Annotated in this window: 20 protein-coding genes; 9 read left to right on the forward strand and 11 right to left on the reverse strand. The window is 63.4% G+C overall.

Annotation, left to right across the window (positions count from 1 at the left end):
• Positions 1 to 4: 4 nt before the first annotated feature.
• The 7 genes from OCT39_RS02585 to OCT39_RS02615 all read right to left on the reverse strand — a co-directional run bounded on the left by OCT39_RS02585 (position 5) and on the right by OCT39_RS02615 (position 7,062).
• Entirely contained in the window at positions 5 to 1,009 is a 1,005-nt protein-coding gene (locus OCT39_RS02585) for an ion transporter (protein ID WP_263586146.1), read from the reverse strand.
• 36 nt (positions 1,010 to 1,045) lie between these two features.
• A complete protein-coding gene (locus OCT39_RS02590) occupies positions 1,046 to 1,564 on the reverse strand; it encodes an acyl-CoA thioesterase (protein ID WP_263586147.1) in 519 nt (172 codons plus the stop codon).
• Between the two features lie 70 nt (positions 1,565 to 1,634).
• Positions 1,635 to 2,945, reverse strand: a complete 1,311-nt coding sequence (locus tag OCT39_RS02595) for a short-chain fatty acid transporter (protein WP_263586148.1) — start codon at positions 2,943 to 2,945, stop codon at positions 1,635 to 1,637.
• A gap of 108 nt (positions 2,946 to 3,053) precedes the next feature.
• On the reverse strand, positions 3,054 to 4,361 hold the full coding sequence (locus OCT39_RS02600; RefSeq protein ID WP_263586149.1) for an MATE family efflux transporter: 1,308 nt from the start codon (positions 4,359 to 4,361) through the stop codon (positions 3,054 to 3,056).
• A 7-nt stretch (positions 4,362 to 4,368) separates the two neighbouring features.
• Positions 4,369 to 4,617, reverse strand: coding sequence for a YfhL family 4Fe-4S dicluster ferredoxin (locus OCT39_RS02605; RefSeq protein WP_252106211.1), 249 nt, complete (start codon positions 4,615 to 4,617; stop codon positions 4,369 to 4,371).
• A gap of 61 nt (positions 4,618 to 4,678) precedes the next feature.
• Complete coding sequence (coaD, locus tag OCT39_RS02610; RefSeq protein WP_263586150.1) at positions 4,679 to 5,176, reverse strand: pantetheine-phosphate adenylyltransferase; 498 nt, start codon at positions 5,174 to 5,176, stop codon at positions 4,679 to 4,681.
• Positions 5,173 to 7,062, reverse strand: a complete 1,890-nt coding sequence (locus tag OCT39_RS02615; protein ID WP_263587282.1) for a beta-ketoacyl synthase — start codon at positions 7,060 to 7,062, stop codon at positions 5,173 to 5,175. The genes coaD and OCT39_RS02615 overlap by 4 nt, the downstream gene beginning before the upstream one ends.
• A 202-nt stretch (positions 7,063 to 7,264) precedes the next feature.
• Between OCT39_RS02615 and trmB the strand changes: the two genes are divergently transcribed.
• The 5 genes from trmB (at position 7,265) to OCT39_RS02640 (ending at position 13,835) form a co-directional block, all read left to right on the forward strand.
• On the forward strand, positions 7,265 to 7,960 hold the full coding sequence (trmB, locus tag OCT39_RS02620) for a tRNA (guanine(46)-N(7))-methyltransferase TrmB (protein ID WP_263586151.1): 696 nt from the start codon (positions 7,265 to 7,267) through the stop codon (positions 7,958 to 7,960).
• Positions 7,961 to 8,017: 57 nt separating this feature from the next.
• Positions 8,018 to 9,475: a D-alanyl-D-alanine carboxypeptidase/D-alanyl-D-alanine-endopeptidase gene (gene dacB, locus OCT39_RS02625; protein ID WP_409365760.1), complete on the forward strand. Its 1,458-nt coding sequence runs from the start codon at positions 8,018 to 8,020 to the stop codon at positions 9,473 to 9,475.
• Positions 9,476 to 9,503: 28 nt separating this feature from the next.
• Entirely contained in the window at positions 9,504 to 9,875 is a 372-nt protein-coding gene (locus OCT39_RS02630; RefSeq protein WP_252106214.1) for a diacylglycerol kinase, read from the forward strand.
• Between the two features lie 69 nt (positions 9,876 to 9,944).
• Entirely contained in the window at positions 9,945 to 12,893 is a 2,949-nt protein-coding gene (glnE, locus tag OCT39_RS02635; RefSeq protein WP_263586152.1) for a bifunctional [glutamate--ammonia ligase]-adenylyl-L-tyrosine phosphorylase/[glutamate--ammonia-ligase] adenylyltransferase, read from the forward strand.
• Positions 12,894 to 12,941: 48 nt separating this feature from the next.
• Entirely contained in the window at positions 12,942 to 13,835 is an 894-nt protein-coding gene (locus OCT39_RS02640; protein WP_263586153.1) for an AEC family transporter, read from the forward strand.
• On the opposite strand, the gene OCT39_RS02645 is transcribed toward OCT39_RS02640, so the two are convergent.
• Complete coding sequence (locus tag OCT39_RS02645; protein WP_263586154.1) at positions 13,832 to 14,182, reverse strand: hypothetical protein; 351 nt, start codon at positions 14,180 to 14,182, stop codon at positions 13,832 to 13,834. The two genes, OCT39_RS02640 and OCT39_RS02645, sit on opposite strands and share 4 nt — an antisense overlap.
• A 273-nt stretch (positions 14,183 to 14,455) precedes the next feature.
• Here OCT39_RS02645 and OCT39_RS02650 point away from each other — a divergent pair, with 273 nt between their 5' ends.
• Complete coding sequence (locus OCT39_RS02650; protein WP_263586155.1) at positions 14,456 to 16,087, forward strand: BCCT family transporter; 1,632 nt, start codon at positions 14,456 to 14,458, stop codon at positions 16,085 to 16,087.
• A 44-nt stretch (positions 16,088 to 16,131) separates the two neighbouring features.
• Entirely contained in the window at positions 16,132 to 16,299 is a 168-nt protein-coding gene (locus OCT39_RS02655) for a hypothetical protein (RefSeq protein WP_263586156.1), read from the forward strand.
• Positions 16,300 to 16,417: 118 nt separating this feature from the next.
• On the opposite strand, the gene OCT39_RS02660 is transcribed toward OCT39_RS02655, so the two are convergent.
• Genes OCT39_RS02660 through OCT39_RS02670 form a run of 3 tightly spaced genes read right to left on the reverse strand, consistent with a single transcriptional unit; the run spans position 16,418 to position 19,132 of the window.
• The gene (locus tag OCT39_RS02660; RefSeq protein ID WP_263586157.1) at positions 16,418 to 17,686 is read right to left on the reverse strand and encodes a diguanylate cyclase; all 1,269 of its coding nucleotides are present in this window, start codon (positions 17,684 to 17,686) and stop codon (positions 16,418 to 16,420) included.
• Positions 17,683 to 18,390 (reverse strand): substrate-binding periplasmic protein, encoded by a 708-nt coding sequence (locus OCT39_RS02665; protein ID WP_263586158.1) that lies wholly within the window; start codon positions 18,388 to 18,390, stop codon positions 17,683 to 17,685. The genes OCT39_RS02660 and OCT39_RS02665 overlap by 4 nt, the downstream gene beginning before the upstream one ends.
• Positions 18,383 to 19,132: a substrate-binding periplasmic protein gene (locus OCT39_RS02670; protein ID WP_263586159.1), complete on the reverse strand. Its 750-nt coding sequence runs from the start codon at positions 19,130 to 19,132 to the stop codon at positions 18,383 to 18,385. The genes OCT39_RS02665 and OCT39_RS02670 overlap by 8 nt, the downstream gene beginning before the upstream one ends.
• Before the next feature lie 167 nt (positions 19,133 to 19,299).
• Here OCT39_RS02670 and OCT39_RS02675 point away from each other — a divergent pair, with 167 nt between their 5' ends.
• A complete protein-coding gene (locus OCT39_RS02675; RefSeq protein ID WP_263586160.1) occupies positions 19,300 to 20,655 on the forward strand; it encodes an MFS transporter in 1,356 nt (451 codons plus the stop codon).
• A gap of 14 nt (positions 20,656 to 20,669) precedes the next feature.
• Complete coding sequence (locus OCT39_RS02680; protein WP_263586161.1) at positions 20,670 to 21,182, forward strand: TIGR02281 family clan AA aspartic protease; 513 nt, start codon at positions 20,670 to 20,672, stop codon at positions 21,180 to 21,182.
• Positions 21,183 to 21,239 lie beyond the last annotated feature (57 nt).

Raw genomic sequence — 21,239 nt, forward strand, 5'->3', positions numbered from 1 at the left:
TGACCTATTCATAGCGGTCTCTCCAGCGCTGTCGGCGCACCTGCTCCTTGAGCATTTCCAGAATGTCGTAGAGCACCTGCTCGGTGACGTGAGCGCTGGTGTCGTCCACGGTCAGCCAGCTGTCAAAGCCGCTGTCCGCGGTGCGCTCGATCATTTGGCGAAACTCCGGTGAGTGGATACCCAGCGCCAACTCGTCCACCAGCCGCTGGGCGACGCCGCTGAGTGCCGCCTGCATGGCGCTGGAAGCGGTTTCGCCCATGGGCAGGCGATTGAGCCGCTGGATCTCCGGGGTCTCAAGCAGCGTGCGCGTGATCAAAGCGTCGATGGAGGTCATGATCTCCTGGCGATTTTGCTGGTACGCCTTGCCCACGGTGGACTCCAGCCGCTGGGAGATCTCCTTGATCAGCTCGCTCTTGCGCGGCATGATCACCCGGTCGACGAGGCGCTCGGTCAGCGAGTCGGCGGCCAGAATTTGCTGCTGCACGTTGCCCATCAAACGCAGCGCGATACGATCAGAGAGCTCCTCGAGCAGGATGTCGTAATACTTCATGACAAAGCGAAAGCTCGACCAGTTGCGCACGTCGATCAGCCCTAACCGGTGGAGCCGGTGGACCAGCGACAGCACTCTGAGCGCGCGCAGCCAGCGAAAGCCCGCCAGCGGAATGCAGCCCAGTACGTCGTACCAGTGGATGAACGGGTAGAAGAACCAGCGGTGATAGCGGCGCTCGATGATCGCTGCCGTCCACCCCAAGAGCACGTCGATGACGAAAATCGTGACGAACACCAGGTCGATGGCGAAAAATCGGCTGTGAATTTCGGCGTCGTAGAAGCCGTGAAAGCCTGGCGAGGCGCGCTGTACCAGCTGCTCGAACCAGCCGAGCAGAAACAGCGAATCGAACAGCAACAGCGCCAGGTTCGCGATCACCGCGGCCAGAATGAAAAAGTCCCAGCCGATGTGCGCGTACTCCACGGCGCGGGGTAGTTTGGGGTGGCGCTCTCTGGCCAGCATGGTGACTCCTTTCGGTGTGGGCGAAGCGGCGGCGGGCTAGTCGTCTCTGAGGTGCTGCTGGGCGCGCTTCTCTTCCTGCTCGGCCTGCTTTCGATGCTTCTTGCGTAGCGCCGCTTTTTCAAAGCGCAGCTTCTGAAGCGGCGTATTCAGTGACAGCGGCGCCACCTGGGCGGGCTGGCCCTCCCGGTCGACCGCGACCATGGTCAGATAGCAGCTGTTGGTATGACGAATCAGCTTTTCGCGGATGTCTTCGGCCACCACCTTGATGCCGATCTCCATCGAGGAGCGGCCCACGTGGTTGACGCTGGCCAAAAACGTGACCAGCTCGCCGACCATGATCGGCTGTTTGAACAGTACCTGGTCCACGGAAAGGGTGACCACGTAGTGGCCGGAGTAGCGGCTGGCGCAGGCGTAGGCCACCTCGTCGAGCTTTTTGAGAATCGCGCCGCCATGCACCTTGCCACTGAAGTTGGCCATGTCCGGCGTCATCAATACCGTCATGGAGAGTTCGCGCTGGCCCGGCAGGGCGCTGTCAGCGCTAAAAATGTCCGTCATAAGCTGCTCTTGAAAGCCTGAAAGGGCGCCTGCCCTGCGCGGGCCGCCCGTGAAGTGAAACCGCCGGCGCTCAAAACCACACAAGCCCCACGGAAATGATCACGCCGGTTAAAAATAGCTGAACCAGGCAAAAGCCCATAATGTCCTTGGCCTTGAGCCCCGCGATGGCGAGCACCGGCAGCGCCCAGAACGGCTGGAGCAGGTTCGTCCAGGCATCGCCCCAGGCGACCGCCATGGCGATACGCGCTACGTCCGCGCCCAGCGCCTCGGCGGCAGGCAGCATGACCGGCGCCTGCACCGCCCACTGACCGCCTCCGGACGGCACGAAGATGTTGACGATGCCGGCGCTGATGAACGACCAGAACGGCAGCGACGTGGCGCTGGCAAACGAGACCAGCCACTGCGACATGCTCTCGGCCAGCCCCGACTGCACCATGATCGCCATGATGCCGGCGTAGAAGGGGAACTGAATCACGATGCCCGCGCCGCCCTTGATCGCCTCGTTCAGGCTGTTCAACAGGTTGCGCGGCGTGCGGTGCAGCACGATCGCGGCAAACAGAAACAGAAAGTTGACCACGTTCAGGTTGAGCCCGCCGCCGCGCAGGAAAAAGTGGTCGAGCAAAAACAAAAGCCCTGGCACGCCCACCAGCAGCGCCAGGCCCATGCTGTTTTCGAGCTTCTCTGCCGGGCGGGTGGCACGCTCGACCGTCTCTGGTTCGTCATCGAGAAGCGCGCGATCCACGTAGACGCTCTCCTCGTCCGGCGGCAGCATCAAACGGTTGATCAGCGGGATGGCCACGAACAGGCAGACGACGATGGCGAGGTTGAAGAATGCAAAGATCGTCGAGCCGGTGCCGATCACGCCGATCTGATCGGCGGAGAAGTGGCCGTCGGTGGCGATGGTCAGCGGAATCGAGCCCGCCAACCCCCCGTGCCAGACCACGAACCCGGAGTAGGCGCTCGCCACCAACAGGCGGTAATCGACCCGCACCAGTCGCGCCAGCTCCTTGGCGAACAGCGCCCCGACGACGAGACCAAAGCCCCAGTTGATCCAGCTCGCGGCCAGCGACACCAGAGTGACGAGAATGATCGCGCCACCGGCGCTTTTGGCGGTGCCCGCAAGCCTTGCCAGCAGGCGCTTGACCGGCGGCGAGCTTGCCAACATGAAGCCGGTGACCAGTACCAGCAGCATCTGCATGGAGAAGGTCAAAAGCCCCCAGAAGCCGTCGCCCCACATGCGCAGCACTGCAAGCGGCGTTTGGCGCTCCACGGCGATGGCCGCCACGGAGGCGATCAGCGTCAGCAGCAGGACGAAAATATAGGGGTCGGGGAGATAGCGCTCGACCAGCTTGACCGCAGGCCTGGCAATAAACCTTAGCATAAGAGGCTCGCTTTATTCGTTATTGGGAGTGCCCGCTCAATATACGAGCCTGGGGTGCCTTTTTCATCCCCGCCGATGGGTTAACCGCGGATGGGTAACCGCCAGCGATCAATACTCCGCCTGGGCGGCGCACCAGCGGCTTCGCCGGTAGCGGGCGTAGTAGCCGGCGAGCACTGCGGAGCGGGTGAGCATGAACAGCGTAAAGGCGAGCCACAGCCCGTGATTGCCAAGCCCCTGGAAGAGCCACCAGGCGGGCAGATAAACGCCAAGGCCTGCGAAGATGCTGTTGCGCATTTCGCGCACCGCGGTGGTGCCGATGAATACGCCGTCGAGCAGATAGCTCCACACCGCGATCAGGGGCATGGCGACCATCCAGGGCAGGTACTCGGCGGCGGTCGTGCGCACCTCTAAAAGACCGGTCAACAGCGCGATCAGGACGTTACCGAACAGCGCGAAACCAAGCGCGGTAGCCAGCGCCGTGTAAAACGAAAAGCGCGCGGCGGCCTTGACCGTGGCCGCAAAGCCCGCCCAGTCGCGTCGGCCAAACGCCCGGCCGGTCAGCGATTCGGCCGCGTGGGCAAAGCCGTCCAGCGCGTAGCTGGTCAGCATGATGAACTGCAAAAGCACCGCATTGGCGGCAAGCATCGTATCGCCCTGGCGCGCGCCCTGGGCGGTGAAAAACGCGGTGGCGAACAAAAGCCCCAGGGTGCGCACGAACAGGTGCGCGTTGACGCTGAAAAGCGCCCGGTAGGCGCGAAGCCGCCAGAGTCTTGAGCGCTCGAAGACGCCGTCCAGCAGCCGCAGCTGGCGAACCACCAGCCACGCGCCGAAGGCCAGCGCGCTGTAGTCGGCAATGACGCTTGCCAGCGCCACGCCGTTGCTGGTCATGCCAAGACCCACCACGAAGACGAGATCGAGCGCGATATTGACGGCGTTGGTCAAAAGCAGCAGGTAGAGCGTAACGCGAGCGTTTTGCTGGCCCAGAAACCAGCCCAGAATCGTATAGTTGGCCAGCACCGCCGGCGCAGACCAAAGCCGAATCTCGGCGTACTCGCGGGCAAGCGCCTGAGCCTCTTTGCTTCCATCGAGCAGCCACAGCCCAAGGTCGATCAGCGGCGAGCTCGCAAGCACCAGCGCCGCGCCGATCAAAACCGCCAGTAAAAGCGACTGCCCCAAAAGATGTTTGATGTCATTGGGTGCCTCGCGGCCCATGGCCTGGGCGACCAGGCCGGTGGTGCCCATGCGCAGAAAGCCAAAGCCCCAATAAAGAAAACCGAACAGCGTTGCGCCCAGAGTGACCGCGGCCAGATAGCGCGAATCCGGCAGGTGGCCGACCACGGCAGTGTCCACCAGCCCCAGAAGCGGGACGGTGACGTTGGAGAGAATGATGGGCCAGGCGAGCGCCCAGATGCGCACGGGCGGGTCAGGCGGCAGTAATGAGGTGATACTTTTTCAACAGCTGCTCTTTGGTTTCCGGGCGGTTCGGGTCGAGCGGGATGCAGTCCACCGGGCAGACCTGTTGGCACTGAGGCTCGTCGAAGTGGCCGACGCACTCGGTGCAAAGACCCGGGTCGATCACGTAGATTTCTTCACCCGGCGAGATCGCATCGTTAGGGCATTCCGGCTCGCAGACGTCGCAGTTGATGCATTCGTCGGTAATCATCAGGGACATGGCTATTACCTCGTGAATGACGGATTCGCCCGCCGCAGCGGTACTGCGTGGGTGATGGGGCTCAAGGGGCGTTGAAGCGCTCGGCCAACGCCTCGGCGACCTTGGGAGGCACCAGCGCGGACACATCGCCGCCAAGGCGCGCGATTTCGCGAACGATCGTCGACGAAATATAGGAGTTCTCGACCGCCGGCGTCAAAAACACGCTCTCGAGCGTCGGATTCTGCGCCCGGTTCATGTTAGCAAGCTGCAGCTCGTACTCAAAGTCGGAGGCGGCGCGAATGCCGCGCAGCATGATGCGCGCATCGAGATCCGCCATCAGGGTGGTCAAAAGCGACGAGAACCCGACCGCCGACACGTTGGGAAGCTCATGGCACGTCGATTCCACCAGCGCGATGCGCTGATCCAGCGATAGCGCCGGCTTCTTGTTAGGGCTTTCGGCCACGGCGATCACCACGCGATCGAACATCTTCGCGGCGCGCGCGATCAGATCGAAATGACCGTTGGTGATCGGGTCGAACGTGCCGGGGTAGACCGCCACTCGGGGTTGCTCGGCGCTCATGATGCGCTCTCCTCGTCGTCGAGCCGACCAAAGGGGTTATCCACCGTCAACGACACCGGCTGGGCGTAGCCTGGAATATGGATGCGGTCCATGTCGATGCCAAGCTCCGGGCCTTCGAGCACGGCCTCGCCGAACTGGTAGCGCGGCGCGTAGTGGCCGCGGTCGGCCTGGGCCAGGTACGCTTTCGAGCGGGCGCGGACGTCTTCGCGGCGCGCTCGCCACGCCTGCATGGCCTGGTCGCCGTGGCGCTTTTCGAGCAGCCGCTCGGTGACGCTGGGCGAGAGCACCACGCCGGTGGCGTTGTTGCCGCCAAAGCCCTTGGCGTTGATGAAGCTGGCGTCTGCCTTAAAGGCGAGCGGCGTCTGGAAAAAGCGCAGCCGCTCGGCGTGGACGTCGCTTGCCACCGCGTCCAGCGTGGGAATACCGGGCAGCAGGTCGTGCTGGAAGCTGCCCAGGGCACTGGTCAGCTGATCACCCGCCGCCGAGCCCTGGGAGTGGCCGATGAACGCCTTGATCGCCACCACCGGCCAAGCATCGATGCCGTTGGCGCGGGCGATTTCGTGCAGCACGTGGGACTCGGTGGTGCGGTTTTTCGGCGTGCTGGTGCCGTGGGCATGCACGAACGTGCGCTGCTTGAGCGCCGTGTCGCCGAGCATGTCGCGCACCAGCGCCGCCGCCTTGCCAAGCGTAATGTAGTTGCCGATGCCGGGGGCGGAGATCGAGCGTTTGAAGCCGTCGGCGTTGACGAACACGTCCGGCACCGCGCCGAGGATATCCGCGCCGGTCTCGAGCGCCAGCGTATCGTCCATCAGCATCACGAACTGGCTCGCCTCGGCCATGGTGAAGCCGCAGTTCTGGGCGAAAGGCCGGCAGGCGCGCTGGTAATCCGCGTCGGTCAGAAGCTCGAGGGCGTCGAGCGCCTTGAGACTGGCGTCGTCGGCCAGCGCCCCCATGGCGCGAAAGCCTTCGATGATCTCCGGGGTGATCGGCGCATCCGCGGTGCCCACCATCACCACCCGAGCGCGGCCTTCGCGAATGTCCTGAAGCCCTAAACGCAGGTTGTAGAGAAAGCTTGCACAGGCGCCGAGTGCGGCTCCGGTGCTGCCGACGCTTCCCAGCACGTAGGCGTTGAGAAAGTCCGCTGGCATCTGCGCGTAGCCCAGCGGCATCTGCTTGGAGGTGGCGCGGTTGCCGCTCACCAGGCTTTTCATCAGCCCGCCCCAGCCGGCCTCGTCGAGCTGGCCAATGGAGTTGCCGGCGTAAACGGCGATCTTGTCCGGGTCCAGGCGCTCGCGCAGCCGCTCCCACTCAAGGCCGCTGGCGCCCAAGCAGTCGCTGGCGGCGAAAATGGCCATCGACAGCCCCCGCGGGTGGTGCACGCTGCGATAAAGGCTTGCCGGGTCGAAACCGGTAGGCAACTGCGCGGCGGCCACGACCTTGGGCGTCTGGGCATCCGGCAGCAGCGCATTGAACACCCCGGCGGGCACGCTGACCTTCACGTGGCGGGCGTCCTCGGTGTCGCTCACTTCCCAGTTGGCCGGCAGCTGCTCCGGCAGCTGGCGCCGGCGCAGCGTGAAGTGCAGCGGGGTGTCGAGGGCCATCTCTGCCTGGCGGCTGGCGGGCATACCGGGGGCGAGAAAGTGCGGATCTTCGTTGCGCCGGATCAGCGTGTGGTTCAAGACGCGCTCGAAAAGCGTCTCGGTGGGCGCCTCGATCGGCTCGCCCTGGTCATTTTGCCAGCCCTGCTCGGTATGGATCGCCAAGCGCATTAGCGCCGCCAGGCTCTCCAGCGTATGGCGCTTTTGATCAGTAGGTAGCGCATCAAGCACGGTGCGGCGAAAGGCCTGATGGCCCGAGGTTCTGCCAGCAGGATTGATGCCGCCCATGCCGACAATTACCGGTAAGTGTGACAAGCCGGATTCCTCGTGGTGCGATAGTTGGGTAACGTACGCCTCGGCGGGGCGCTTGAAAGACCCTGGCCGAGTGTCCTGACATTCATGGACACGATCATAGCACCAGGGGTGCAATGGCGTCATGCCGCGCGCGCCGGAGACTGATAGAATCGTGGTTTTTCCCTCAGAGGGTGGCATGCAGCACGCGTCTCGAGTCGTTACTTCCAATCAGCCCGGCCCCCACCAGGATCTGGCCCGGCGCGTTCAGCGCGCGCTGGCGCATCCGCTCAAAAAGCCCGTGGCCGACCACAGCCGCCAGGCGTTCGAGCAGGCCAGCCTCTGGCGTGAACAGACGAGCGCGCCGCTGATTCTCGATGCCGGCTGCGGGGTGGGCCTTTCGACAAGGCGGCTGGCCGAGCGGTTCCCGGACCACGCGGTGATCGGGGTGGATCGAAGCGAAAGCCGGCTGGGCCGCGAACACGGCGCGCCGCCGGACAACGCGCTGCTGGTGCGCGCCGATCTCATCGATTTCTGGCGGCTGGCGCTGGCGGCAGGCTGGGCCCCCGAGCGCCACTATCTGCTGTACCCCAACCCGTACCCCAAGGCCGCGCACCTGAAGATGCGCTGGCACGGCCACCCGGTGTTTCCCGCCGTGCTGGCGCTGGGTGGGCAACTCGAGGTGCGCTCGAACTGGCAGATCTACATCGAGGAGTTCGCCCAGGCGGTGGCGCTTGCCACTCATCGGCAGGCGACAGTCGAATCACTGACGCCAGGCCCTTCGTATCTGACGCCTTTCGAGGCGAAGTACGCCCAGAGCGGCCAGCCGCTTTGGCGCCTGACCTGTACGCTTCAAAGCCACACCGTGGGCGCTCAAGGGCTCTCGAATTTGTGATTCAGGCGTGACGCGAAACCTGTTTCCAACATGAACATGCATTCAAGGACGGTAAGAGTGAGTCGTTTATCAACGTTTGTTCGGCCGGCGCGGCTGGCAGGGGCGGCCCTGGCCGCGTTAGTGTTCAGCCAGCCGCTGTGGGCGGATTTCACTCGCCTTGGCCAGCTCGAAAGCAAGGGCTTTTCGATCAGCGCCGAGGCGCGGCTTTTAGGCCCGGATACCCACCAGGTGCTGGGGCGCATCAACCCGGAGCGCCAGCTGTCGCCCGCTTCGGTCACCAAGGCCTACATGAGCGCGGCGCTTTTGAGCCGCTTCGGGCCTCAGCACCGCTTTACCACGTCGCTGGTCAGCAGCGCGCCGGTCGAAGCCGGCGTACTGCGCGGCGATCTGGTGTTCGAAGGCGGCGGCGACCCGGGACTGACCACCGAGGATCTGTGGCGGCTGGTGCAGCGCCTTCAACTGGCCGGGGTCGAGCAGGTCGACGGGGCGCTGGTGGTCAGCCAGTGGCGCTTTGGCCCGGTCGAGTGCGTCACGACCGACCGCTGCAACGCCCAGACCCGCGTGACCAACGCCTACAGCGCGCCGCTCACCTCCGCCGGCGTCAACTTCGGCGCCTGGTGCGTGAACGTGGCGCCGGCGCCTGTCGCCAATGCGCCGGCGCAAGCGTCGCTGTGCGATAGCCCTCAGCCCTTGATCACGATCGACAACCAGGTACGCACCGTGCCCGCCAACAGCGGCACCGAGCTAAGCGCCGTGCGCATTACCGATGAGCGCGGCGACGTGATGCGCGTGACCGGTCAGATTTCGACCAACGCCGCCGCTCGGGACGTGTACCGCGGCGTTGGTGACCCGGCGGAGCAGACCGCCCAAACGCTTTTGAGCATGCTGGGCCAGGCGGGTATCCGCGTGCGCGACCCCTGGCGGGTCACCTCGGCGCGGCCGAGCGGGGCGAGCCGGCTGGCGGCGGTGGACAGTAAGCCCTTGCAGGAGCTTTTGCTGCGCACCATGAACTACTCCAACAACTACATGGCCGACGTGCTGGCGCTCGATCTGGTCGAGACGCCCCAGGCCCAGCTCTACCAGGCCGGCCAGGCGCTGGAGGCCTTCGCCCATTCGATTCCCGGCCACGGCCCGGTCACGCTTGAAAGCGGCAGTGGCCTGACCACGGGCAATCGCACCTCGGCCCAGGGCGTCACCGCGATGCTCGAGGCGATGTTCAATCAAAGTGCGCTGTTTCCAAGCTTCGTGGCGGCGTTTCAGTCGCCGGCCAACGGCGTGATGCGCTTCATTCGCCGCGGCCCGCCGGGCTTTCAAAACAACGTGATGCTGAAAACCGGTACGCTCAACGAGCCGTTTGCGGTGCGCGCCGCCGCGGGCTACTTTCGTACGGCCCAGGGGCGCTGGGGGGTGTTTAGCGTATTGGTGAATGGCACCGGCACCACGCCTTACTTAAGCTGGTCGGAGGTGCTCGACCCGCTGGCACTCGACCTGGACGCCATGATTACGGCCCACTAATCCACCTTGATGAGAGCGACATGGCGCGATGAAGCCAAGGCATACCGGAATAACCCACCTGATTCACTCCACGCGCTACTCGTGGAAAGGGCTCAAGGCGGCCTTTAAAAACGAAGCGGCCTTTCGTCAGGAGCTGGTCATCTGCACCATCATGCTGCCGCTGGCCTGGTGGCTGGCGGACACCGCGATGGCGTGGCTGATGCTGGTGGGCAGTCTGTTCATGGTGCTGATCGTCGAGCTTTTGAACAGCGCCGTGGAGAACGTGGTGGATCGTATCGGCACCGAGCACCACGAGCTCTCCGGCCGGGCGAAGGACATCGGCTCGGCGGCGGTGATGCTCTCGCTGATCATGGCGGGCCTGACCTGGGGCGTGCTTGGGTGGGTGAAGCTGGCCGGGTAGGCGACTACATTTTTAAACAGCACTGATTTAGAGAGCACCGACGGGGTTGGTGCCAGCCAGGAGGTGGCTATGCAGTGGAACGCAGCGGTACTCGCAGATGCGCCCGAGGCGGTCACGCCGATCGCCGAGCAGGCACTCAACGAGCTTTTCGAGGCGCTCGACAAGGCGGACAACGTCGCCTCGATGACCGATAAGCCGCTGCCCTCGGCCTTCTTCGAGACGCTCACCGACGCCCGGCGGTTTGAACTCTACCGGGTGCTGACGGTGTCGCACTTCGCCGCGCAGACGCTTGGCCGCTACCCGGGCTGGCTCGAAACACTGTCAGACAACGGCGAACTCGACGCCACGCCGGACAAGGCGCGCCAGCAGACGTGGCTTTCTGAGGCGCTGTCCGGCGTTGAGGACGAAGAGGCCATGCATCGGGTCGTGCGCCGCTTTCGCCGTGCGCGCATGCTGGGCATCATCTGGCGCGATCTCAACCGGGGCAACGGTTACGCCATGTGGGACACCGCCCAGGCGCTCTCCTGGCTTGCCGAAGTGGCGATCGAAGGAGCGCTTGGCTGGCTCGAAGCCTTCTACGCCCCGCGCTGGGGCACCCCGGCGCCGTGTCGCGACGGCCGCCCCCAGCGGCTGGTGGTGCTGGGCATGGGTAAGCTCGGCGCCGGCGAGCTCAACCTCTCCTCCGATATCGACCTGATCTTCGCCTTCGCCGAGAAGGGCGAGACCAGCGGCGGGCGCAAGCCGCTGGCCCACCAGGAGTACTTCACCAAGCTCGGCCAGCGCCTGATCGCCGCGCTGGACGCGGTGACCGCTGACGGCTTCGCCTTTCGCGTCGACATGCGCCTGCGCCCGCTCGGCGACGGCGGCCCGCTGGTAGGCAGCTTTTCGATGCTGTCGAGCTACTACCAGGACCAGGGGCGCGAGTGGGAGCGCTATGCGATGCTCAAGGCGCGCCCGGTCGGCGGCGACATCGAAGGCGGCCAGGCGCTGCTTGAGAGCCTGCGCCCCTTCGTTTACCGGCGCTATCTCGACTTCGGCGCGATCGAGTCGCTTCGAGAACTCAAGTCGATGATCAACCGCGAGGTGAAGCGCAAGGGCATGGAGAGCAACATCAAGCTCGGCCCCGGCGGCATTCGCGAGGTCGAGTTCGTCGTCCAGGCATTTCAGCTGATTCGCGGCGGCCGCGACACCGAGCTGCAGGTCGCCTCGCTCAAACGCGCGCTGGCCGAGCTGCCCAAGCTGGAGCTATTGCCCGTTGAAGTCGTCGACGAGCTTCTGACTGACTACGCCTTTTTGCGCGACGTCGAGCACGCCATTCAGGCGCTCGACGATCGTCAGACGCAGATGCTGCCAGATGACGACGACGAGCGCGTGCGCGTGGCCTACGCGTTGCACATGAACTGGTCCGAGCTTTTAGCGGCGCTCGACACCGCCCGCGAACGCGTGCGCCGCCATTTCGATGCGGTGATCGCCGACCCGGAGGAGGAAACCGCCGACCCGGAAGAGGGCAGTATTGGCCTGGAGCAGTGGCGGCTTTTATGGCGCGACGAGCTGCCCGAGGACGAGGCGACGGCGCAGCTCGATGCCGCAGGCTTTAATGATCCGGCCGCGGTGTTAAAGCGCTTGAAAAGCTTCTATCACTCCCGCCAGGTACAGAGCATGCAGCGTATCGGCTTCGAGCGCCTGGACGCGCTGATGCCGCTGCTGCTCGACGCCGTGGCCGAACACGACACCCCGGATACGGCGCTGGAGCGGGTGCAGCCCTTGATCGAATCGGTGCTGCGCCGCACCGCGTACCTGGCGCTTCTGCGCGAAAATCCTCACGCGCTCGAGCATCTGATGCGCCTGTGCGCGCCGAGCCCCTGGATCGCCCAGCATCTGGCCCGCTACCCGATTCTGCTCGACGAGCTCTTGACGCCCCAGACGCTCTACACGCCGGCGAATAAAGACGCCCTGGGCGATGAGCTGCGCCAGACGCTCAACCGCCTGCCGGAGGACGACGAGGAGGCGCAACTCGAGGCGCTCAGAGTATTCAAGCACGCCAAGACCCTGCACGTGGCCGCCTCGGACATCGCCGGCACGCGCCATTTGATGAAGGTGAGCGACTACCTGACCTACATCGCCGAGGTGATACTCGACGCCGTGCTGGCGATGGCCTGGAAGCACGTGGCGCGCAAGCACGGCGTGCCCGAAGGCGCCAGCGAGTTCGATCCGGCATTTCTGATCGTCGGCTACGGCAAGCTGGGCGGGATCGAACTCGGCTACGGCTCGGATCTGGATCTGGTGTTTTTGCACGACAGCGACGGCAAGGGCACGACCAACGGGCCGCGCCCGCTCGACACGCCGGTGTTCTATACCCGCCTTGGGCAGCGCATCATCCACCTGCTCACCGCCACCACGCCCGCCGGCAGCCTGTACGAGGTGGACATGCGCCTGCGCCCATCCGGCAACGCCGGGCTTTTGGTGACCTCGCTCAAGGCCTTCGGCGAGTACCAGCGCCAGAACGCCTGGACCTGGGAGCACCAGGCGCTGGTGCGCGCCCGTGTGGTGGCGGGCAACGAGACGCTGGCTGAAAAATTTTCTGAGCTTCGCGCTGAGCTTATGACCACGCCTCGCGAGCTCGACAAATTAAAAGAGGACGTCATCGGCATGCGTCGCAAGATGCGCGATCACCTGGGCACGCCGCCGGGCAAGGGGCAGGAGAAGACGTTCAATTTGAAGCAGGACGCTGGCGGCATGGTGGATATCGAGTTTCTCTGCCAGTACGGCGTGCTCGCGCTCTCCCACAAGACGCCGGCGCTTGCCACCTACCCGGACAACATGCGCATTCTGGAGACGCTCGAGGAGCACGACTACCTGGGTGAGGAGGAGGCGCTGGCGCTTCGCGAGGCGTACCTGGCCTATCGCAGCCGCACCCACCGCGCGGCGCTGACCGGCGACAAGCCCCTGGGCGATGTCGAAGCGCTGGCGCATCACCGCGACGCGGTTTCCCGCCTCTGGCAGCGTTTTCTGGGCTGATGCCATGAAAGAGCGTTATAAAAAAGCGTCAAGGCGGCGGGCGCGTCGATGACCGGTCATATCCTCGCAACGCTCTTACCGGTATTTCTAATCGCCGCGGCGGGGGCGCTTTACGGGCGCCTGCGCACGACGAACATCGCTACCCTCAATACGCTCAACATGGAGCTGTTCGTACCGCTTCTGGTGTTCGCCGTGCTGGCGGACCGCCAGGCGCCGCTGGCCGACTATGCTTGGCTCGGCGGGGCGGCGGCGCTGGTAGTGCTCGGCTCTGGGGCGCTTTTGTGGCCGCTGGCGGGGCGTCTCAAGCTCGACCGCCGAGTGTTTTTGCCGTCGATGATGTTCAACAACTCCGGCAACATGGGCATACCGCTTCTAGTGTTCGCCTTTGGCGAGGCGGCGCTACCCGCGGCGGTGGTGGTGTTCATCGTCGAAATGCTGCTGCACTTCTCGGTGGGCATTTACATGGTCGACGCCCGCGCTTCCATTGCGCGGACGCTGCGTATGCCGATCGTCGCGGCGAGTATTGCGGGCCTTGTGGTCAACGGGGCGGGGATCGATCTTCCGGGCTGGCTGCTGGAAGCGATGCACATGCTGGGGGAGGTGTGTATTCCGCTTATGCTGTTTGCGCTCGGTGTGCGCCTGCTGGAGGTGGATCTTGGCGAGTGGCGCACCGGGCTTTTAGGGGCGCTGCTCTGCCCGCTTTCGGGGCTTGTGATAGCGCTGCCGCTGATGGCGGTGCTACCGCTTGATTCACTGCAGCTGGCAACGCTTCTGGTCTTTGCCGCGCTCCCACCGGCGGTGTTGAACTACCTGGTCGCCGAGCAGTACGATGCCGAGCCCCAGCGGGTTGCTTCGCTGGTGCTGATCGGCAACCTGGGAAGTTTGGTCGTCATGCCGCTGGTGCTGGGTGCGACGTTTGCCTTCGTTCGCGCCCCGATTTAAGACTTCTCTTTCACCTCGAAACTACCTTCGATGGCGTCGCTTTCGCGTTCATTACCGCCGTGAGTAAAGCCCGAGCCGCCGCCAATGTCCTGAGCGCGGTCTGCCCGCATCTGCTCCATCCGCTTTTTCATTTTATGGCGCATGAACGGCATCAGCGCCCAGCCGACCAATAGGAAGAAAAGGCCGAACACCAAACCGACCACCATGAGCGCGCCAAAAGCGAGCCAGATGAGAGTGAGCTTTAACGCGCCCAGCAAGCCGTTTGAAGGGGTATTGGCTGCGCGGGCTCGCCACTGGTGGGCCGCCTGCCAGGCCGCGTTTTGCGACTCACGTTGGGTATTGGTCATGAAAAGCCTCCAAAAAGTATGGGCACGCATTGGAACGCACCAAAAAGCGAGAGTTCCCCCGTGCGCCATCTTGCCCCAGGGGCGTAGTCACCGCCACCGCCTACCTGAAAGGGAAAGCGTTGAACTGAGGTGGGGCCAAAACGTGATGCCAGCGCCCTTGGCAACTATGCTGAAGCCCACGGTGTGCGACTCGCGCCGTGAGGTTGGATCAATAATACATTCGACATGGGCGGCCGGCAGGGATGGTGAGCTCCAGGGACACAGGGAAACGCTATGGTTCGTAAAGAAGGCAAGCTGGTATTCATCGCCTCTACCGTGATCATCTTTGGGCTGGTGATCGTTGGCGCTTCGTTTCCGGAGCGCTTTGGCAGCGGCGCCGAGGCCGCGCTAGGGGCAGTGACCGAGTATATGGGGTGGTTCTACCTGCTATCGGTGTTTGGCTTCGTGTTGTTTCTTTTCGGGCTGGCGTTCAGCAAATACGGCAAGGTGCGGCTGGGCCCTCAGGACTCGAAGCCGGACTACACCTTTTTCTCCTGGATCAGTATGCTGCTCGCTGCCGGCTTTGGCGTGGGGCTGGTGTTCTACGGTATGGCCGAGCCGATGAGCCACTATATCGAGCCGCCCTACGGCGATTTTGAGCCGGAAACCGAAGCCGCGGCGCGCTACGCCATCCAGTACAGCTACTTCAACTGGGGAATACATCAGTGGGCGGCGTTCTCGGTGGTGGGGCTGATCATCGCCTACTTCCAGTTTCGCAAGGGCCAGGCCGGGCTGGTCTCCTCGGTGCTCTCGTCAATCGTGGCGAAAAAACCCGCGCTACGCCCCTTCGTTTCCTGGATCGACGTGTTCGCGGTGGTGGCCACGGTGATGGGGGTGGCGACGTCGCTGGGCCTGGGCGTTTTACAGATGAACGGCGGGCTCAATGCGGTGTTCGGCGTGCCGGAGAGCACGCTTTGGCAGTTCATCATCTTGTCGGTGATGTTCTGCGCCTACATGCTCTCGACCTGGTCGGGGCTCGACAAGGGCATCAAGCGGCTATCGAATCTCAACCTTGCCATCTGTATCGGGCTAATGCTCTACGTACTGATCACCGGCCCAACGCTTGCGATTCTGGAAACCATTACGCTGGGCATCGGCGACTACATCCAGAATTTCATCGGCATGAGCCTGCGTATTTCACCCTATAGCTCGAACACCTGGGCGAGCGAATGGACGATTTTCTACTGGGCCTGGGTCATCGCCTGGTCGCCCTTCGTGGGGACCTTCGTGGCGCGGGTTTCCCGCGGGCGCACGATCAAGGAGTACGTATTTGGCGTGCTGATCATGCCGCCGCTGCTGGCATGCCTGTGGATCGGCGTGTTCGGCGGCGCTGCGCTCAACATGGAGCTCAACGGCGACAACATAGGCCTGGCCGCGGCCACTCAGGAGAACATTACGGTGGCGCTTTTCGAGATGTACGAGCTGATGCCCTTCACCAGCATTCTCTCGCTGGTGTCGATTCTGCTGATCTTCATCTTTTTGGTGACCTCGGCGGACTCGGCCTCTTATATCGTGGCGCAGATGACCGATAACGGCTCCATCAACCCGCCGCTTTACAAGCGGGTGACCTGGGGGGTGTTGATTGCGGCGATCTGCCTGACGCTGATCGCGGCAGGCGGCCTGACCGGGCTTCAGTCCGCGGCGGTGCTGGCAGCGCTGCCCTTTACCTTCATTCTCTATCTGATGGTGTACGTGCTGGTGCGTGAGCTGCAGGCGGATCGCCGCTCGATGCTGACCCAGCTCTACCGTCGCCACGGCGATACGCCGGTCGGCGCCGATGCGTTCGAAGCCGACGAGCTGAGTGACGCCGAGCGCGAACGCCTGCGCCGGGCGCCGCTCGTGGTCAATCGTCGCATCAAGGGCTAGACTTGATCTATTATCCAACGAACCGTTCACAGGAGTAAGCGCTCATGGCTCGACCACGCCACGGCGCCACGCGACGACAGCCCAAGGGGGCAGCGCTCGAACGCTACAGCGCCGTCTTCGACCGGTGGCTGGATCTGGTCGTGATCGTGGCGGTGTTGACGGCGCTGGTCATTGGCTTCTCCGCAGTGCTGGCGCACTGGTTGCTCACCTGATGGGGTGGCGCCGGCACGCCTTCCCCCGGGGCCGCCAAACAAAGCGATAAGCGCCGAAGAGACGTTAAGCAGAAGGTATTTTGAAAAGGGCCGCCACGGCCCTTTTTTCGTGGGCAGTTTACGCCTCGGGAAATACTGGCCTGAACGCTTCGATGCGGTTTCGCCCGCGGTTTTTGGCGTGGTAAAGCCGCGCGTCGGCCAGCTGGAGTAGGTGGTTGGGGGACTCATCGCGGGCGGGGTGTTGGCAGGCCACGCCCATGCTCAGCGTCAGCACGCTGTCGGTGAGGTTTTGGGCGTGAGGGATCGCGAGGGCCAGTACGGCCTGACGCAAATGGTTGGCGGTGTTCAGCGCGGCGTAAAGATCCTTGCCCGGTAGTACACAGACGAACTCCTCGCCACCGTAGCGCGCCAGAAGATCGGTGTTTGAATCGATGCAGCGATTGAGCGTGCGCGCCACGCTTTTGAGCGTCTCGTCGCCGGTGGTGTGGCCGTAGTGGTCGTTGAACGCCTTGAAGCAGTCGATATCGATGAAGATGATCGCCAGCGGCGTTTGGGTCTGTATGGCGTGCGCCCACTGGCTTTCCAGAAAGGTGTCGAAGTAACGGCGGTTGGCGATGCCGGTCAATCCGTCATGGTGCGAGAGCTGGTGCAGGTGATCGCGCTGCTCCAGACCGCGCTGAAATTCACGCAGCAGATGATCCATGCTCTCGACCAGGTGGCCCAGCTCGTCGTTGCGGTGGCCTTTGAGCCGCGGTTTGGGCCATTGGGCGGGCAGCGCCGGGTCGGTTTCGATAATGGCCGCATGTACCCGTAGCAAAGGCCTTGTGATGAAGACGTGAAAAAAGAGCACGAACAAAAGGCTCAGTAAAAAGGCTTCCAGAATACTGATGCCCACCACGCTGAAGCTGCGCGCCAGAAATCGAGCGGTGAGGTGCTCGTGATCGAGCGCCAGGTGGATTTCGCCGACGCGCGACGCCGGAAGCGCATCGTCCACGTAATAGCGAAGCGGCGCCTGGTACTCGAGCATGTCGCCAAACAGCGCCTCGCCGAGCCAGCCAAGCGGTCCTGAACGCGCATCGAAATTGGCCAGCACCCGGCCGAAATCGTCCTGAATCATGACGTAGGCGACGTCGCTTGCGTTGAATAGCCCGGAGGCGATCTGTTCGGCAAGCTCGGGGTTGAGCTGAAACGCCGCCTCCGCCGCCGCGCCGTTGATGATCGCGATCTGCTGCTCGGTGCGCTGTTCGATGTCTCGGCGCATGGTATGAGCGTGGCCCAGAAGCTCCAGGCTACCCGATACCAGGCTGATCAGGGTAGCGATCAGCAGCGTTAAAAGCGCCTGCTTTAGCGTCAGGCGTCCTCTGACGAGCCGGGCGCGATGTTTCATGGCGTCGCTCGCAGTACGTGCTGAAGCCGCATCATTACGTGATGGGGAACGCTTGGATGACAGGCGAGGTAAAGCGGCATGTAGGCGAAGGTGAACAGGTGGCGCAGGACCACGTGGCGTTCGGCAGCGATGGCCTCAGCCGTTGCCCGGCCGGTCACGATGACGTCCAATAACCCGGCCTCCAGGCGCGCCACGTTCACCCGCTCGCTCGGCGCCCGGATGATGCGGATACCTCGGCTTTCGGCGTAGTCGCCAATCGCATCTTCGCGAAAGCTGCCCACCCGCAGGCCAACAAGCTCGCTCAGCCGTGTTGGCGTAAAGGTGGTATCGGTACGCGCCAGCGCCGCCCATTCGTTGATCGCAAGCGGCCCGGCCCAGCGAAACATCAGTTCCCGTGCGGGCGTACGGGTAGTGGAATAGACACAGTGGTCCGGGCGAAAGCGCGCTTCGGTATACGCTCGCGCCCAGGGAAAAAGCTGAAATCGGGCGTCGATACCGGTTTCGTCAAAGGCCCGGCGCAGCCGCGCGGTGGCCTCGCCAACGATGACGCCATCGATTTGATAGTTGAACGGCGGGTACTCTTCGGTATTGACGCTCAGCCGGTAGGTCGGCGTTTGCGCCGACAGCGATGGGCAGACAAGCATCGCCGTCAGCAAGGTGAGCCAGTGAAGACGCCTTGCGCTACTCATCCCTGCGCTACTCATCCTTGTGCACCAGCGAGGGGTTTTCCAGCGCGTGCAGCTTGGCCAGCGCCCGCTGGAAGTGCGCCACCAGCGCGGGGTCGCTTTGCCGGTTGATAGCGAAGTAGAGCGGGTAGCGGCTCAGCGTATGGATCGGTTCGAGCGCGGTGGGGGCGTGGCCGGCGCGCTCGGCCAGCCAGTCGACCACGCTCGTGCTGTAAGCCCAGAGATCGACACGCTCGTTCAACAGCATGGCGAGGGCGCTTTGGCAGTCCAGCGCCCGGTGAATCAAGTGATCCGGATAGCCCGCCTCGGCCAGGTTGAGCTCGCCAATGTCCCCCCGTATGGCGGCGATCCGAAGGCCGACTCGGGCCGCCTCGTCGAGGGTATCAAGGGTAATGCCGGCCTCGCGCCGGGCGATCAGCGCGACCCGATCGATGGCGATGGGACCGACCCAATCGAAAAGCGGCTCTCTGGACGGCGTGCGGTTGGTCGAAAACAGCACGGTATTCGGTGTTTCAAGCGCCAATTGATAGGCGCGAAGCCATGGGTAGCTCTGAATAAGGGCCGGGTCGAAGGGGGTGTGCGTATGCTGAAAAAGTTGCCTGAGCAGGTCGATCGTCTGGCCCGTTTGCGACCCCTGATCGAGGTGATTGTAGGGCGGATACTCTTCGGTGACGTAAGAGAAGTGCGAAAGCGAAGGGGTGTCGTCGCCAAACGCCGCAAAACACCACGCAAGCCCCGCCAGCAACGATACGCTTTTCATCGGTACTGGTTTGTTTGCAGCGACTCCGTGTGGCATTGAGCAATATCCCGGCATGGCTTCTCGAAAAATTAGAGCAACTTTCGCCCTCTGTCATCCCATTTTTACCGGGTTACGCGTTACTGTAGAGCATTGCCACCTTGTTGAAGTCTGCCTGCTCGAGAGCCTCCATGTCCCTGAATATGTCATCTGAAGCGTCGAAAAGCGCGCCGGTCTACGCCTCCCGGCGCGAAATTTTTGGCTGGGCGATGTTCGACTTCGCCAACCAGGCCTACACGCTACTCATCATCACGGTAGTGTTTGGCGAGCTATTCACGACCGTCATCGTCGGCGATCGCGGCGATGGCTTTCGCCTGGCCAACTTTCTGTGGAGCCTGGCGCTGGCCTTAAGCTACCTGATGGTGGTGGTGAGCGCGCCGCTTTGCGGGGCCATCATGGATTACCGCGCCGAGAAAAAGCGCTTTCTACTTGTAAGCTATCTTGCGACGGTGGCGACCACCGCCATGCTGTACTTCGTCGAGCCGGGCTACGTGGTGGCGGGGCTTTTGCTGATCGTGCTTTCCAACTACGCCTACTCGATGGGAGAGTCGTTCATCGCCGCCTTTCTACCCGAGCTCGGCCCGCCGCAGTCGCTGGGAAAAATCTCGGGCTTTGGCTGGGCGCTGGGCTATATCGGCGGGCTGTTGGCGGCGGGCTTTACCCTGGTGGTGCTGGGTGAGGCCACGCTCGAGAATTATGATCGCATCCGCTGGGTCGGGCCTTTCGCGGCCGGCTTCTTTTTGGTTGCCGCCATTCCGACCTTTGTGTGGCTCAAGGAGCGCGGCGTGGCAAGGCCCGGCGGCGTGTCGTATCGGCAAATCGCCACGGCGCAGCTTTTTTCCACGTTCAAGGAGCTGCGCCATTTTCGCGACCTGACGATCTTTCTGGTGTCGCTGTTGTTCTCGATGGCCGGGGTCTACATCATCATCGCCTTCGCCTTCATCTACGGCGCCCAGGTGATCGGCTGGGACGAGGGCGTGCGCAACATCATGTTCATCGTCGTGCAGGTGACTGCCGCCATCGGCGCGGTGGGCTTTGGTTTCATTCAAGACACTTTCGGCGCCAAGCGCACCTATCAAATGACGCTGGCGCTCTGGGTGGTGGCCATCGTCGCTATCTGGGCAACGCCGGAGCTGACCGCTTGGGCCAACGCCCAGTTTGGCTGGCAGTGGCAGGCGCAGTACGTCTTCTTGTACGTCGGGTGCCTGGCGGGGCTGAGTCTTGGGTCGAGCCAGTCGGCGAGCCGCGCGCTGGTGGGCGTATTTTCACCCTTGGCCAAATCGGCCGAGTTTTTCGGTTTCTGGGGGCTCGCCAACAAGCTGGCGGGCGTTTTAGGCATTGTCGTGCTGGGCGTGCTGCAAACGTTGATTGGCCTTCAAGCCTCTATCCTATTATGTGCAGGACTGTTTTTAACGGCGATGCTGATCTGTGCTGGCGTCAACGAACGGCGCGGCCGCGAGGCGGCGACGGCATGGCAAAGCACCTGATGACGGGGGTGTGTATGACATCGCAACGCGCGCAGCGCGGCGGCATCGTGATGATGCTGCTTTTCTGGGTGCTGCTGATCGGCGCCGGCACCTGGCTGATCGACGGCGGCTTCAAGAACCTGACCACGCCCAACGCCCACGTCATCAACTCGGCGCCCGACGGCGCGCCGGTGCGGCTTTCGCGCAATCGCTCCGGCCATTTCGAGGCGCCCGGGCGCATCAACGGCGAGCCGGTCACGTTTTTGCTCGATACCGGTGCCACCTACGTGGCGGTGTCCACCGAGCTTGCCGAGCGGCTCTCGCTCACTCCCGGCCGCAGTGCCTGGTTCAATACGGCCAACGGCCGTGTGAAGGGGCACCTGACCGAACTCGACGAGGTGGCGCTGGGGGGGTTGCAGGCAAGCAACGTCCAGGGTTCGATCAGCCCCGGCATGGAGCGCGACACGGTGCTTTTAGGCATGAGCTTTCTGAGTCTTTTCACCATCGAAATCGCCGGTGGCGAAATGCTTTTGCGTCTGCCGCCTTGAGGCCGGCACTGCGTCGCTTCATGGCCTCGCATGTTGAACACAAGGTGCTATGCTAAG

Origin of the sequence: Halomonas sp. GD1P12 (assembly GCF_025725645.1) — a bacterium.
GTDB lineage: Bacteria > Pseudomonadota > Gammaproteobacteria > Pseudomonadales > Halomonadaceae > Vreelandella.

What these genes read in the sequence shown, in the direction of transcription:
- OCT39_RS02605 (WP_252106211.1), bottom strand. Translation starts at nt 4,617, where the DNA reads ATGTCCCTGATGATTACCGACGAATGCATCAACTGCGACGTCTGCGAG.
- OCT39_RS02615 (WP_263587282.1), bottom strand. Translation starts at nt 7,062, where the DNA reads ATGGGCGGCATCAATCCTGCTGGCAGAACCTCGGGCCATCAGGCCTTT.
- OCT39_RS02670 (WP_263586159.1), bottom strand. Translation starts at nt 19,132, where the DNA reads ATGAAAAGCGTATCGTTGCTGGCGGGGCTTGCGTGGTGTTTTGCGGCG.
- OCT39_RS02640 (WP_263586153.1), top strand. Translation starts at nt 12,942, where the DNA reads ATGACCGGTCATATCCTCGCAACGCTCTTACCGGTATTTCTAATCGCC.
- OCT39_RS02590 (WP_263586147.1), bottom strand. Translation starts at nt 1,564, where the DNA reads ATGACGGACATTTTTAGCGCTGACAGCGCCCTGCCGGGCCAGCGCGAA.
- OCT39_RS02655 (WP_263586156.1), top strand. Translation starts at nt 16,132, where the DNA reads ATGGCTCGACCACGCCACGGCGCCACGCGACGACAGCCCAAGGGGGCA.
- OCT39_RS02650 (WP_263586155.1), top strand. Translation starts at nt 14,456, where the DNA reads ATGGTTCGTAAAGAAGGCAAGCTGGTATTCATCGCCTCTACCGTGATC.
- OCT39_RS02595 (WP_263586148.1), bottom strand. Translation starts at nt 2,945, where the DNA reads ATGCTAAGGTTTATTGCCAGGCCTGCGGTCAAGCTGGTCGAGCGCTAT.
- OCT39_RS02675 (WP_263586160.1), top strand. Translation starts at nt 19,300, where the DNA reads ATGTCCCTGAATATGTCATCTGAAGCGTCGAAAAGCGCGCCGGTCTAC.
- trmB (WP_263586151.1), top strand. Translation starts at nt 7,265, where the DNA reads ATGCAGCACGCGTCTCGAGTCGTTACTTCCAATCAGCCCGGCCCCCAC.
- OCT39_RS02645 (WP_263586154.1), bottom strand. Translation starts at nt 14,182, where the DNA reads ATGACCAATACCCAACGTGAGTCGCAAAACGCGGCCTGGCAGGCGGCC.
- OCT39_RS02630 (WP_252106214.1), top strand. Translation starts at nt 9,504, where the DNA reads ATGAAGCCAAGGCATACCGGAATAACCCACCTGATTCACTCCACGCGC.
- glnE (WP_263586152.1), top strand. Translation starts at nt 9,945, where the DNA reads ATGCAGTGGAACGCAGCGGTACTCGCAGATGCGCCCGAGGCGGTCACG.
- OCT39_RS02660 (WP_263586157.1), bottom strand. Translation starts at nt 17,686, where the DNA reads ATGAAACATCGCGCCCGGCTCGTCAGAGGACGCCTGACGCTAAAGCAG.
- OCT39_RS02665 (WP_263586158.1), bottom strand. Translation starts at nt 18,390, where the DNA reads ATGAGTAGCGCAGGGATGAGTAGCGCAAGGCGTCTTCACTGGCTCACC.
- OCT39_RS02680 (WP_263586161.1), top strand. Translation starts at nt 20,670, where the DNA reads ATGACATCGCAACGCGCGCAGCGCGGCGGCATCGTGATGATGCTGCTT.
- OCT39_RS02585 (WP_263586146.1), bottom strand. Translation starts at nt 1,009, where the DNA reads ATGCTGGCCAGAGAGCGCCACCCCAAACTACCCCGCGCCGTGGAGTAC.
- coaD (WP_263586150.1), bottom strand. Translation starts at nt 5,176, where the DNA reads ATGAGCGCCGAGCAACCCCGAGTGGCGGTCTACCCCGGCACGTTCGAC.